The organism is Sphingobacterium sp. UT-1RO-CII-1 (assembly GCF_026711005.1).
GTDB lineage: Bacteria > Bacteroidota > Bacteroidia > Sphingobacteriales > Sphingobacteriaceae > Sphingobacterium.
This window is the reverse complement of sequence record NZ_JAPPVJ010000001.1, coordinates 346538-359321: the sequence shown is the minus strand read 5'-3', so window position 1 is coordinate 359321 and position 12784 is coordinate 346538. Positions and strand designations below refer to the sequence as shown.

Sequence of the window (12784 nt, the reverse complement as noted above, 5' to 3'; positions counted from 1 at the left end):
AAATATTCTTTTATAGTTCAGATCATAGGGGAAGTTTGAGAACTTCCCCTTACTTTTTTATGTTAAGGTAACGATTAGTTGCAAGGATTTGAATAACAACTGTCGGAATTAGACCCGCCACAAGTGTTACCCATTCCTACTATTCTTCCGTTCTCATAAGTATGACAAGGAATGACAGTACCTTTAGTTTTTTCGGGCTCTGTTTCATTCATTGCCAAAGCTTCCACATTGGCCAAACTGATAGCAGATAATTCATCGTTATTATTAATATTCATATTAAAAGTAGCTACTGCGGCTATAGCTACAACAGCTACTGCGCCTAAAATTTTCTTTTTCATTTTTGAATTTTTAAAAATTTGTTAATCATTAATAATCGAGCGACAGAGATATCGCTCTTTTGCTGTATTATATCTTTTCAACAGCATGTTGTTATACAACTTTTCTAGTTCTTAATTTTTATATTTGCCGCTGTACCTCCTTTCTAGTAATTGAGGGAAAGAGTGGCGGTAAGGTGTATACGACCTGCCTGAAGAGTTTGGCTTACCGCTTTTTCCCATTTATAGATTTGTTTGAACAGAAAGTGGTGTTCAAATGGGTTTCATTCGTTTTTATTATTATTTGGATTACTGATTTTATCTGACACTCTCTTCTAGCTATATATCCAGTGCAATGAGTGGAGGCAGAACATGTCTATAAATCTATGTTAAAGCTTTGCAATAGAATAATTATTAGCAGTCGCAATTCTTGCTCAATTCTTTTTTAGTTAGTAAATATGAGTAATAGATCTCATACGAGAGAGATCAAGTAAGTTTTTATAGGGTTTTTGATCGTCAATTTCGATAATCACGTTTATTGGTTCTCTTGTTTAAATTTGCGTGTTATTCTCGTGGGTGAATGAACTGGGTAAGTTCTTAATATTATTTTACTATTAACCCGAGGCGACTACAATGCTACTAAATAACATCTTAATGAGTTGACAACTTGTTTGTTATTAAAAATAAAACTACTTTCGTCAAGGTGCATTGCTTGGGATATTGGTGAAATTAATTATTGTATTTTTATTAATTGTTTCAGTTGAACATTATTTTATGCTCCACTTTCCTCTAATAAGTAAGTGTACAAGTGTCACCTTTCTTAACGAAAGCCTACTCCTGGTATTTACTTTTGTATGGCGGTTTTTTTAGCTTATTATTAAGCTCTTATACTGGTTAGCCTGAATTCATTTTTTAATCTTTTAATCTTTTAAGACAAAAGATGCAACAATGTTAGCTATTTTATCTATATTTTCATCGAAATCTTCTGTGGATCCATAGCCAATTTCGATGATTTTTCCTTCCTCTTGCCATATCCATTTTTGACTTGTTAGTGTGCTTTTTTTGCCTTTAGGATCAGTGTGTTGAGTGATGCTCTTATGGATTAGAGTATTTTTGTTGTTAATTATTGTGCTGGTCGTATCATACTTTATCGCATTTTCTTTTATTTGCCTATAACGGTTATGGACAAAGTCCTTTACTGTTATGTGCTTCTCAAGCATAGGATAAGATACTATAATTTCAAGTGATCCCTTAAATGGAATCGTATTAGAGGTGTATGGTGGTATTGCAAAATAACATGAGTTGTAATACCGTCCGTTATATTCTGTGATCCTGTTTTTATCAACTTCAGGACTTGTTGTTGTGTAGGTAAATAAATTTGGTATTTCAATTGTATATAAATCATTTTCAATTTTTTTGTAATCTTTTTTTTGTTTTTGAGACATATTTGGCATGTCAAAAACATATATCTTATCGGTATGTTCAATAGTAGTAGCATATATTTTTTTAAACTTTTCAGATATAAAGAAAGAAATAATGGGTTTATCCAGTAAGTACTTGGACTTTAATTTACCGTCCCAGTTCCACACTTCTAGTTGTGGAGTGAAGGTCGTAAAGTTAATTTCATTTTTCTTTTTACCTATGTATAATGTGTATATGAAGCTATCTGTAGACATCGGTTCTACCCTATAAATAGTAGGGTTATTATGATTAACCTGCTGATTGTTTTTATCAGTTTTTGATTCTACGATAAGGGTTTCATTGTGATATATCTTCATTCTATCATGATATAGATAGAAAACACCTAACTTATTAGAGTTCCTTGTGTTTGCTTTTTTGTAAGATTGGTATCTGTCTATATCGTTTATAATGGAGGGTTCTTCTTTAGGATATCTGCCAAATTTTGTTAATTCTTTCCCTGTATATAAATTGACTTTATGATGTTCATATTGTCCTTCGAGCATGTCGGCTATATAAATTGAGTCATTTAGTAAGTTTATACGATTAATTGGGTTTTTTCCCATCACTATAGGGTGTATTTTACTTATCAGAGCTTTATCGCTTTTTAATTCTATTTTTACTATTTTATTGTTATCTAGGAATGTTAATTTGCCATCCAACTCTTTTATCGAGAAGGGATCTATATTAGCAAATTCATCGGGACCTTGACCTTTACTTCCAAAAGAATAGCTAAATTCGATTTTTGGCAATTTGAATACGTGAAACATATCTTCTCCGCTTGGGTCATAAATTATTAAATGGCTGTCTATGACTACAACCTTGTTAGGCATTAATAATTCTATAGAAATCGGAACTTCTTTACCTGTTAAACTTTCTGTAGCGGTATTGTCTTCGTGATATTGAATAGTTAGTTCCTGCGATTTATTACAAGCTCCAAAGAGAATTAATATTAGAATAAAAGTTGTTCTATGCATTGAGTAGTTATTGTTTTTTCGGGCTGATTGATATCAAACAGCCCGTATTAAAGGTTGGGTAAGTTATATTAAAGACTACATGTGCCTTGGTTAGACCACGAATCTGCACTAGCATTTTGACATGGATTTCCACATCTATAGATAGTTGAACAGTCCCAAAATAAGCAGTTATTATAAGTTGAATAACATGTAAAGGTTCCAGAACTTCCCCCAGTCTCACCTTGTGCTATTGCTTCCACATTGGCCAAACTGATAGCAGATAATTCATCGTTATTATTAATATTCATATTAAAAGTAGCTACTGCTGCTATAGCTATAACAGCTACTGCGCCTAAAATTTTCTTTTTCATTGTTTTGTTTTTTATTATTGATTAATGTGCAAATGCACGATATTTCTCTGCTGTATTATATCTTTTCAACAGCTTGTTGTTATACAACTTTTCTGGTTCTTAATTTTTATCTTTGCCGCTGTACCTCCTTTCTAGTAATTGAGGGAAAGAGTGGCGGTAAGCTATAAACGACCTGCCTGGAGAGTTTGGCTTACCGCTTTTTCCCATTTATAGATTTGTTTCAACAGTAAGTGGTGTTCAAATGGGTTTCATTCGTTTTATTATTATTTGGATTACTAATTTTATCTGTACATTCTCTTCTCAGTGTAATGAGTGGAGGCAGAACATGTCTATAAATCTATGCTAAAGCTTTGCAATAGACTATTTATTACTAATTGCCATTCTTGCTCAACTCTTCCTTACTGTTTTTCCTTTGTTTTTACATAGGTAAGAGATATGACACTATCATAGGTTCGGGATAGTGAACTATGGCTTTCAGTCTGTTTGCTTTGACTTTTATATCAAGAACTTCACGGTCTAATTGATAACAATGTAGTAAATTTCCATTTCGATCAAACTGGTATACATATTTGCCGTAGGTGGCGATTGCTTCATGATCATATTCTTTCCCAGAATATAAGGCAAATATATAATCCTGAGTTATGTCTACTGATATAAAACCCTCAACTTGATTATTTCTAATTTGGAGCTCATTTTCTATGGTGTAGTCTAATTCATCTAATACAAATTCCCATTCTTTAATAATAGAGTCATTTTCAATATTATAATATTCTAGAATACCTGCATGAAACGTAACATTGGCTAAAGACCTCAGGTCTGATGATATGACACTTTTACCAATATTTGCTTTTGCATGTACAAGTGGATCAATGTTTGTTTTTGTTTTAGGTCTGTACTTTTCGTTATAACTTTTTAAATTAAGGTCGTCATCAAGTAAAGCAAATTTACCGTCAGGGAAGAAACCTGTCGCGATATATCCTTTATTTATTTTAAATAATTCGGTTATGCTATAAGGGATTTTTACATTGCCTTCAAAAAGGAGAGGTGAGTTTTGATAATTAATAATGATACTATCACTGTTATAAAGTCGATACCTTTTTGTGTTATTATCAAATACACCAAATAGATTTTTATTATTATAAGATAAAATATCTAGATTAGAAAAAGATATTATTTCATCTGGGCCATTCCCTTTATGTAAGAATGAAAATAGTAAAGTATCTTTCGCGGGATTTATAACGCTGATAAGTCCATTCTCTCCAAAAAAATCATAAATAAAGATATAATCCTTGTAAAATTTCATTTCAACAGGGAGGCCTGTAAAAAATGTTAAACTATCGATTGTTTTTAAATACTCATAATTATTAGGGTCTTGTTTTATACGTTGACAAGAGGTTAAAATGATACATATCGAGATGAAAAATGCAGTTTTTTTCATGTGTGTCTGGTCTTTTTATCTTTCATATGGGAAATATATAAGTGTTTTTACATTTAAAAATGTGATAGCTTCTTGTATTACCTAGTTCTACACCTTGCACTTATAGTAAATGCAAGATGTAGAATTTCGACCTGTAAGATTTTAATTATCTGCACATATATACCCCTTATTATCGCCATTTGTTGTTATACATAGGTAGTGTAATTTTAGTTTGCAATTTTTCTGACAATTTCCACTACCCCCGCTTTCATTCATTGCCAAAGCTTCCACATTGGCCAAACTGATAGCAGATAATTCATCGTTATTATTAATATTCATATTAAAAGTAGCTACTGCGGCTATAGCTACAACAGCTAGTGCACCTAAAATTTTCTTTTTCATTGTTTTGTTTTTTATTATTGATTAATGTGCAAATGCACGATATTTCTCTGCTGTATTATATCTTTTCAACAGCTTGTTGTTATACAACTTTTCTGGTTCTTAATTTTTATCTTTGCCGCTGTACCTCCTTTCTAGTAATTGAGGGAAAGAGTGGCGGTAAGCTATAAACGACCTGCCTGGAGAGTTTGGCTTACCGCTTTTTCCCATTTATAGATTTGTTTCAACAGTAAATAATTTTTTATATATATTCCATATTTGTGGGTTTAAAGTAGGGTTTCCAATAGACAATACTTTGTTGTCTTTGTCAAGTAAGAAGCATTGATAATCAATTTCTTTAGGGAGCTTGTTTATGGTGGATAATTGACTTTTCTTGTCCATGAAAATTATTTTTTCGAGACGTTCTCTTCTTAAAAGATGAGTTAATTCTCGCTGATTTTTTGGTTGAAAGTAAAACAGAAAATCTACTTGACCAGGAGCTATTGAGTCGGCATCGTTCATGTATATCTTCCACAAGTTTAGGTTTAGCTGGCAGCTAGTGCACCCTACAGAATCGGTATATACCAATATTTTAAAAGATTTTTGACTTGGTTTAGGGCAAATGGTGTCTTTGTCCATGTAGAGGCAAGGGAGATCTTTGGGTAATAGTATTTCCTTGCCAAGCCATTCGCGGACCAACTTTTCTGCAGATGTCTTTTTGCTATCCTGACAGGAAATAAGAGTCAGAAGGCAAGATGTTATAATAAGGATTACAAAAGATATTTTTCTCATTGCTTAGCTATTGGTATTTATATTCAACAAGTGGCTGATCGCTATTAACATCCAAACCTATGAACCGATTGTTTTTTTCGTCGAGATGAAAGCCCGTTAGGTATCGGTCTAATTGATACTGCCTTACGGGCTGCCCTTGTAAGTCGAAAACATGTATAAACTGTCCGCCTTCCTTGAGTATTTTTTCTGTCTTTAGATCTTCAAAACTATGCCCCCAAAAAAGAGCATAAATGTATTTATCATCAATGTGTATATCGCTATAGCCCATTATGCCCGTAGGGACAGCATGGCCGCCTGTTTTACTAAATTGTGGTTGCCCCCCTTCAGGTTGAACTCTGTTAACCAGTATTTCTTTTTTCATGTCATAGATTTCTAAGACTTGCCCTAGCTGTGTTGCCATAACTAATAAACCATGGGCAGGGTGATAGTCCATAAAGGAGCGCCAGGCTTGTGCTAATACCATAGGAGCTGTTTGCTGTTCATTCTCTGAGGGTATGTGAAAAAGTTTCCGTATGATTTGGCCATTTTTATCGAGCAGGGCAATGCGGTTTTCTCCGCTATAGTCGGGAACGATAAATGTAGAGTCATTGAGAAAACAGAAATCTAAAGTGCGGATGAGATTCGGGTCTAAATCGATTGACTGTGTATGAACGCTGTCGTTTAGCATCTTAAATTGGATGAGCTTGTTGTTGTTGGCATCGAGTGACCAAAGATGTCCCTTTTGATCTATACGAATATTTTCTGCACTTAAAAACTGTTCGGGGGCCTCTCCCCGAGGCATTAAGCTTGCACGGTGTTTCATGTCAGGATATGTGACTGTATGAACATAATAATCTGTGGCATGCAGATCCATGATATAAAGTAAACTATCGGAGAGTTGAACCCGAAAGGCATATCTCGTGGGGGCATCCTGTATGGTCAGTTCTTTGCTCTGTAGGACCGCATGCTCAGGGAAATGGAGCGGCGTAGCACTACAGCCAAGCACTATTTTTTGAAGGATGATAAATAATAAAAACCAAAGAGAGCTTTTCATCCGCATTTAATTTATGTATTTGACTTTTTTGGCGTTTTCAGGACAATCCAAGCAGCCTAGCATTGCGCACTTTGTGCTTCCACCATTTTCTATATTAGCTAGTGCCTCTACTTGTTCTATGGCTATTGCCCTGAGAGGGGTAGCCTCTCCTATAATATGTAAATTGATATTAAAAGCTACGATTAGTGCGACTGTAATGGCAAATAAATAAAGAGGCTTTTTCATTTTCATTGTTTTAGTTATAACGATTAATTGTCTTTTGCTAAGATAGCGCGAGATTATTGCCTAGCTAAATTTTTCAACCGTTCAATTCTTCCTCAATTCTTCCTCAATGTTTTCGTAGGTAGTATTGCGGATTGTTAGGCATTTGTTTACCTTAGAGGAAACCTTTGTCGATATATGTAAATGAAACTTAAATACAAACAGGTTAAAATATGCGTCGGAATAGTTTTGTCGTTAATATTTTTGGGACAGGGGCTGTGGGTGCAGAATGCTTTTCATGTTGATAGAGTGCAGCTGGTGACCACGATAGACCAAGCTTTTGAGTTGGCAATATTGCGGGAGGGGCAAATAAGATATGAACAAGCGGGAGGAACTTTTTTTAGTAAGTCTCTGGATCGGGGGCAGGACACTGCTCGGTATATAACACAAACTTTAAGGGCGATAGACACTTCCTTTCAGGTCACACATGATCTGCATGACCCTTTCTGGGAGCATAAATTTCATCAATTTTTGCTGATACGCGAGGGAGAGACCGTCAATGTCCATAAACTGGATAGCATATTCCGTAAAGAACTTACCTATCATCATTTCCCATTAAAGAAGACAGCAATAGAATATTGGGATATTAAGGAGAATAAAGTACTGGATAATTCTATAAGCCCGTCTGGTACTTGGTGGTCTACTAGCGTTATCCCGATCGATACCTATGATACTAGGGGGGTGAAAGCATATGTAGAACTTCCTTTATCTACGGTTTTGTGGCGTATGTGGTTTTTGCTTTTTTTATCTGTTATATTAATTTTTGTCTGTACATTTTTTCTTTCAATAGTAATTCGTACTTTTTTTTGGCGAGAAAAAGTAGAAAAATTGAGACAGAGTTCGGTTAATACAATGATGCATGAGTTTAAGCGGCCTATATCGGCTGCTGTAGCACAGGCTGCTTTAATACCCCATTATATGGAGAAAGGAGATGCTGAGTGCGTGAGCCGTTATGGCCAGGGAGTACTGTTAGAGCTGAATAAACTTACTGCCTATACAGAGCGGGTGCAGAAGTTTAGTAATAATGATAAAGAGCACATCCTACTGAATAAAGAGTGGATAAAACTACAAGACTTTTTTGTGTCTTTGGTGGACAGATACCGAGTGGTAGAAGATAAACCAATTGAAATAACCTTAGCGATGGATACAGAAGAAGAGTATATTAACGCTGACCTTATACATTTTTCAAATATGATTGAAAACCTTGTCGAAAATGCTATTAAGTATTCGAAAGAGGTTGTGGATATACATATTTCTGTAAAAGATATAAACGGGAAGCTTTGCATTTCTGTGCGCGACAATGGGTTGGGGATAGCCAAGGCTGATGTTGCCCATATTTTTGATAAGTTTTTTCGGAGTGAAAATCCACGGGTGCAAAGTCAGGTGGGTTTTGGGTTGGGGCTTACATATGTAAGCGCCCTTGCGGATGCGCATGATGCAACAATAAACGTGCAGAGTGTACTAGGAAGTTGGACTGTTTTTTATTTATCATTCCCGATTTTAGACCATGCGTAATAAAGTATTGCTAATAGAAGATGATCGTGGATTGGCCATGCCACTGAAAGTTTTTTTTGAAGATTACGGACTGCAAGTGTTCTGGGCCGAAAACGGACAAAAAGCACTTGAAATGTTTAAAGAGGTATGCCCCGATATTTTACTACTGGACATTATATTGCCAGATTATAACGGCTTTGATATTCTAGATGAAGTACGCGAGTGTAATGTAGATGTGCCGGTGATTTTGATGACAGGGACTGAGTATAGTGTACCCAACCAAATAAGGGCTTATAAAGCAGGAACTCTTAATTTCATGGCTAAGCCTATAATTCCACAAGCCATGTTGGCACTAGTACAACATGTTTTAAAAATACCTCAAAATATACGTAAGTATGATATTGATGGAAAGGAGCTTGTGTTACATGGTCAAATTTTGGTTATAGATAAAAAAGAGTACAAGCTTCGGGAGAAGGATAGTCAGCTTCTTAGGTTTTTATTAGATAGAAAGGGGCAGATTGTGACAAGAGAAGTATTGCTAAAGCAGGTTTGGGTAGATGATGCTTTTGAAAATAACAAACATTTGGATAGTGCTATGCATAGGTTAAAGCGAGTGCTGAATGATGCGCCCAGTATAAAAATAAAAACTATTTATGCGACAGGCTACATGCTGGGCTAGGAATAATTTTTTGTTAACTCTTCTCTATAATTCTTGTATTTTTGTGGCAGTAGAATATGTGGGTTCAGCTGATTGTGAAAAAAACGATGTTGCGATGCGGGTATGCTGGTAAAAACCGCTATATTTATTACAAAATTTTAAACAGTATATAAATTTGGGCGAAATACTTATTAAGCTTGATGGCGTCAATTTGGCGACATTGTGGGGTGTTCAGAATGAGAACTTTGAACTACTGAAAAAGAGTTTTCCTAAACTCCGATTGATTGCAAGAGGTAATGATCTAAAAGTGTTGGGGGAAGAATCAGAGCAAGGCAAGTTTGAACGTGTTTTTAAAGATATAACCGACCATATCGGACAGTTTCAAACATTAAATAGCATAGATTTAGAGCGGATTGTGGGGGTCGAAAACCCTGTTGAAACCACGATGGAAAAGACAACAAAGGAAGCTGGACATTTTAAAGGCGAGCCCATTGTTTACGGACCGAACGGTTTGATTGTGCGTGCGCGCACACCTAACCAACGCAAAATGGTGGATAGTGTCAGTAGTAATGATATTCTATTTGCTATTGGGCCCGCAGGGACAGGTAAAACCTATACGGCAGTAGCAATCGCTGTGCGGGCGCTTCGTAATAAAGAAATTAAACGTATTATTCTTACTAGGCCAGCTGTTGAAGCCGGTGAGAACTTAGGCTTTCTACCTGGGGATTTGAAGGAGAAAGTAGATCCCTATTTAAGACCGCTTTATGACGCACTGGACGATATGATACCGGCAGATAAATTGAAAGATTATCTTGAACGTCGGGTGATCGAGGTGGCGCCATTGGCTTTTATGAGGGGGAGAACGCTCGATAATTGTTTTGTGATATTGGATGAAGCACAAAACGCAACAGATATGCAGTTGAAGATGTTTCTGACGCGTATGGGGCCTACTGCAAAATTTATTGTTACGGGAGATCTTACGCAAATAGATTTGCCTAAGAAAACACAGTCGGGCTTGGCGACAGCCGTAAAATTGCTGGATAATATCGAAGGTATTAAAATAGTGCACCTGAGCGGAGCAGATGTGGTGAGACATAAGTTGGTTAAACGTATATTGGAAGCCTACGGTGACATTTGATAATTGAATAAGGGGTGAAAAATAAAATAGCTTTACATATATATAGTAAAAGAAGATAAAAAAGATAGTTATAGCATATATATAAAATAGTAAATACTTTAAACCGTATAAAAATGAAAGCAATAAGAGAAACGCAATTCGCTTTTAAGAACCAAACCGCATTTTATAAGGGTAAAGTAAGAGATGTATACAGTATTGCTGATAAATACATCGTTATGGTCGTGTCCGACCGTATATCTGCATTTGATGTAGTTCTTCCCCGGGCTATACCCTACAAAGGGCAGGTGCTTAATAAAATAGCTGAACATTTTTTGAAAGCAACGCGGGATATTATGCCCAATTGGGTTATTGATGTGCCCGATCCAAATGCTACAATAGGCTATAGGTGTGAACCTTTTAAGGTAGAAATGGTGGTGAGGGGATATCTTTCGGGACATGCTTGGCGTACCTACCGTGATGGCGGACGGGCACTGTGTGGAGTTGCGTTGCCCGAAGGGCTGCGGGAGAATGACCCGTTGCCAGAACCGATTGTCACGCCAACAACAAAAGCAGATGTTGGGCACGATGAAGATATTTCTAAAGATGAGATCATAGCACGGGGTATAGTGAGCAGCGAGGATTATGAACAGTTGGAAAGCTATGCAAAAGCTCTTTATAAAAGAGGAAATGAACTTGCTGAAAAGAGGGGATTGATCTTAGCAGATACGAAATATGAATTTGGGAAGAGAGACGGACAGATTTATTTGATGGATGAAATCCATACGCCAGATTCGTCGCGTTATTTTTACGTTGAAGGATATCAGGAGCGTCAAGATAGAGGTGAAGCACAAAAGCAACTGTCGAAGGAGTTTGTCAGGCAGTGGCTTATTGAAAATGATTTTCAGGGAAAAGAAGGACAACAGGTGCCGGAAATGACGGATGAAATTGTAAATTCAATTTCTGAAAGGTATATTGAGCTTTTTGAGCATTTGACCGGAGAAACATTCCGTTATGAAAAGACGGATGATGTTTTGGAGAGAATTGAGGAAAATGTAAATGCCGCTTTGGTAAAATTAAGTGAGAAATCTTAAAAAAATATTTTTATGAAGTTTACGGTGGATAAGCATGAGCGTTATGTAGTGATAGAGCCGCTTACAGACATATTAGATGGAAAAGCTGCTGCCAGCTTGAAAGGTGAGTTTATGTTGAGACACACCGGAGGACAGCGAAATATTGTGTTGAATCTGCAGCATGTGAACGAGACTAATGAAGCCGGTTTGCGCGTGGGGTTGTTAGCCCGTCGTTTATGTAAGGCATCGGGAGGATTGTTTATATTGACAGGTTTAAATAAAAGTATACTTGAGCTGCTTAAGCTCTCGAATATGGAAGGTTATTTTAAAACAGCAGATAATATTGAGGCTGCAGAGAATATGATCTTTGGAAACGAAATTAGACTAGACCTCAGGGGGGAACAAGCCTGATGAAGTTTGAAGTGCTGATTTTAGGAAACAGTTCGGCAACACCTATGTATGGTAGGCACCCTACTGCGCAAGTGGTGAATTTTAATGAACAGTTGTTTTTGATTGATTGTGGCGAAGGGACGCAGATGCAGCTTTTTAGGTATGGAGTGAAAAGCAGCCGCATAAATCATATATTTATCAGTCACTTGCACGGCGATCATTATTTGGGTTTAGTGGGCTTAATATCATCGCAACATTTGGTAGGTAGAAAATCCGATCTGCATTTGTACGGCCCGGAACCATTGCAGGAAATACTCGAGATACAATTTAAATATTCGGACACCAGATTACGGTTTAACTTGGTGTTCCACGTAACAAACCCCAAAGAGGAACAGATTATTCTTGATACGCCGGCACTGAAAGTAATTAGCTTCCCATTGTTGCATCGTATTGCATGTACTGGTTTTCGCTTTCAGGAAGGAGCCCGATCGGCAACATTAAGGAAGGAACGTATTGAAGGAGCGAATATACCTATGCCGTATTGGAAACTACTGAAAAAGGGAATAGATTATACAGCACCTGATGGCACTGTTTTTAAAGCAATAGATTATACATATCCTGCTCCTAAGCCTAGAAGTTATGTTTATTGTTCGGATACATTGAAAGATGAATCTTATTTTAAAGCAATAGCTGGGGCTGATTTGCTCTACCACGAGTCGACCTTTTTGCAGGAAATGGAAGAGCGGGCTAAAGAGACCTATCACACTACGGCAAAAGGAGCGGCAGAGGTGGCTGTAGAAGTAGGAGCGAAGCAGCTTTTGTTAGGACACTATTCTGCACGGTATAAAGATTTGACACCTCTTTTGGAGGAAGCACAGGCCGTTTTTCCAAATACTATGCTTTCCGAAGAAGGGAAGTGGTTTTTAGTCTCGTGATATTGCGGAATTTTCACCATATTTACCAACTGAATTGAAAAATAGCAAATATTCGGCTTTTTTACTAGTGAAAAGAGTAGGATTGATGCTGTATCGGTGTGAAACGAATTGACCCGGACATTCGGGAAAAGCTCAGAAAG

General features: G+C 36.6%; 14 protein-coding genes. 6 read left to right on the top strand and 8 right to left on the bottom strand.

Features of this window, described 5'->3' with window-relative positions:
* Positions 1–74: 74 nt before the first annotated feature.
* The 8 genes from ORI89_RS01450 to ORI89_RS01415 form a co-directional block, all read right to left on the bottom strand.
* Entirely contained in the window at positions 75–338 is a 264-nt protein-coding gene (locus ORI89_RS01450; RefSeq protein ID WP_268228643.1) for an NVEALA domain-containing protein, read from the bottom strand.
* A gap of 896 nt (positions 339–1234) precedes the next feature.
* On the bottom strand, positions 1235–2749 hold the full coding sequence (locus ORI89_RS01445) for a BF3164 family lipoprotein (RefSeq protein ID WP_268228642.1): 1515 nt from the start codon (positions 2747–2749) through the stop codon (positions 1235–1237).
* Between the two features lie 68 nt (positions 2750–2817).
* A complete protein-coding gene (locus tag ORI89_RS01440; RefSeq protein WP_268228641.1) occupies positions 2818–3099 on the bottom strand; it encodes an NVEALA domain-containing protein in 282 nt (93 codons plus the stop codon).
* A 418-nt stretch (positions 3100–3517) separates the two neighbouring features.
* Positions 3518–4537: a BF3164 family lipoprotein gene (locus ORI89_RS01435; RefSeq protein ID WP_268228640.1), complete on the bottom strand. Its 1020-nt coding sequence runs from the start codon at positions 4535–4537 to the stop codon at positions 3518–3520.
* A 141-nt stretch (positions 4538–4678) separates the two neighbouring features.
* Positions 4679–4918, bottom strand: coding sequence for an NVEALA domain-containing protein (locus ORI89_RS01430; RefSeq protein WP_268228639.1), 240 nt, complete (start codon positions 4916–4918; stop codon positions 4679–4681).
* Between the two features lie 207 nt (positions 4919–5125).
* Complete coding sequence (locus ORI89_RS01425) at positions 5126–5686, bottom strand: hypothetical protein (protein ID WP_268228638.1); 561 nt, start codon at positions 5684–5686, stop codon at positions 5126–5128.
* A 7-nt stretch (positions 5687–5693) separates the two neighbouring features.
* Positions 5694–6719, bottom strand: a complete 1026-nt coding sequence (locus tag ORI89_RS01420; RefSeq protein WP_268228637.1) for a BF3164 family lipoprotein — start codon at positions 6717–6719, stop codon at positions 5694–5696.
* 6 nt (positions 6720–6725) lie between these two features.
* The gene (locus tag ORI89_RS01415; protein ID WP_268228636.1) at positions 6726–6950 is read right to left on the bottom strand and encodes a hypothetical protein; all 225 of its coding nucleotides are present in this window, start codon (positions 6948–6950) and stop codon (positions 6726–6728) included.
* 174 nt (positions 6951–7124) lie between these two features.
* Between ORI89_RS01415 and ORI89_RS01410 the strand changes: the two genes are divergently transcribed.
* The 6 genes from ORI89_RS01410 to ORI89_RS01385 all read left to right on the top strand — a co-directional run bounded on the left by ORI89_RS01410 (position 7125) and on the right by ORI89_RS01385 (position 12644).
* Positions 7125–8495, top strand: a complete 1371-nt coding sequence (locus ORI89_RS01410) for a sensor histidine kinase (RefSeq protein WP_268228635.1) — start codon at positions 7125–7127, stop codon at positions 8493–8495.
* Positions 8488–9153: a response regulator transcription factor gene (locus ORI89_RS01405; RefSeq protein WP_268228634.1), complete on the top strand. Its 666-nt coding sequence runs from the start codon at positions 8488–8490 to the stop codon at positions 9151–9153. Before ORI89_RS01410 ends, ORI89_RS01405 begins: the two co-directional genes overlap by 8 nt.
* Positions 9154–9307: 154 nt before the next feature.
* Complete coding sequence (locus ORI89_RS01400) at positions 9308–10270, top strand: PhoH family protein (RefSeq protein WP_268228633.1); 963 nt, start codon at positions 9308–9310, stop codon at positions 10268–10270.
* Positions 10271–10383: 113 nt separating this feature from the next.
* Entirely contained in the window at positions 10384–11340 is a 957-nt protein-coding gene (locus tag ORI89_RS01395; RefSeq protein WP_268228632.1) for a phosphoribosylaminoimidazolesuccinocarboxamide synthase, read from the top strand.
* 12 nt (positions 11341–11352) lie between these two features.
* Entirely contained in the window at positions 11353–11730 is a 378-nt protein-coding gene (locus tag ORI89_RS01390) for an STAS domain-containing protein (protein ID WP_268228631.1), read from the top strand.
* Positions 11730–12644 carry a ribonuclease Z gene (locus ORI89_RS01385; protein ID WP_268228630.1) on the top strand — a complete coding sequence of 305 codons (915 nt, stop codon included), beginning with the start codon at positions 11730–11732 and terminating at the stop codon, positions 12642–12644. The genes ORI89_RS01390 and ORI89_RS01385 overlap by 1 nt, the downstream gene beginning before the upstream one ends.
* Positions 12645–12784: the final 140 nt, after the last annotated feature.

Bases quoted from the DNA above. Each gene is read 5' to 3' on its own strand.
- ORI89_RS01390 (WP_268228631.1), top strand. From the start codon at position 11,353: ATGAAGTTTACGGTGGATAAGCATGAGCGTTATGTAGTGATAGAGCCG.
- ORI89_RS01385 (WP_268228630.1), top strand. From the start codon at position 11,730: ATGAAGTTTGAAGTGCTGATTTTAGGAAACAGTTCGGCAACACCTATG.
- ORI89_RS01450 (WP_268228643.1), bottom strand. From the start codon at position 338: ATGAAAAAGAAAATTTTAGGCGCAGTAGCTGTTGTAGCTATAGCCGCA.
- ORI89_RS01435 (WP_268228640.1), bottom strand. From the start codon at position 4,537: ATGAAAAAAACTGCATTTTTCATCTCGATATGTATCATTTTAACCTCT.
- ORI89_RS01440 (WP_268228641.1), bottom strand. From the start codon at position 3,099: ATGAAAAAGAAAATTTTAGGCGCAGTAGCTGTTATAGCTATAGCAGCA.
- ORI89_RS01425 (WP_268228638.1), bottom strand. From the start codon at position 5,686: ATGAGAAAAATATCTTTTGTAATCCTTATTATAACATCTTGCCTTCTG.
- ORI89_RS01410 (WP_268228635.1), top strand. From the start codon at position 7,125: ATGAAACTTAAATACAAACAGGTTAAAATATGCGTCGGAATAGTTTTG.
- ORI89_RS01405 (WP_268228634.1), top strand. From the start codon at position 8,488: ATGCGTAATAAAGTATTGCTAATAGAAGATGATCGTGGATTGGCCATG.
- ORI89_RS01395 (WP_268228632.1), top strand. From the start codon at position 10,384: ATGAAAGCAATAAGAGAAACGCAATTCGCTTTTAAGAACCAAACCGCA.
- ORI89_RS01420 (WP_268228637.1), bottom strand. From the start codon at position 6,719: ATGAAAAGCTCTCTTTGGTTTTTATTATTTATCATCCTTCAAAAAATA.
- ORI89_RS01430 (WP_268228639.1), bottom strand. From the start codon at position 4,918: ATGAAAAAGAAAATTTTAGGTGCACTAGCTGTTGTAGCTATAGCCGCA.
- ORI89_RS01445 (WP_268228642.1), bottom strand. From the start codon at position 2,749: ATGCATAGAACAACTTTTATTCTAATATTAATTCTCTTTGGAGCTTGT.
- ORI89_RS01415 (WP_268228636.1), bottom strand. From the start codon at position 6,950: ATGAAAATGAAAAAGCCTCTTTATTTATTTGCCATTACAGTCGCACTA.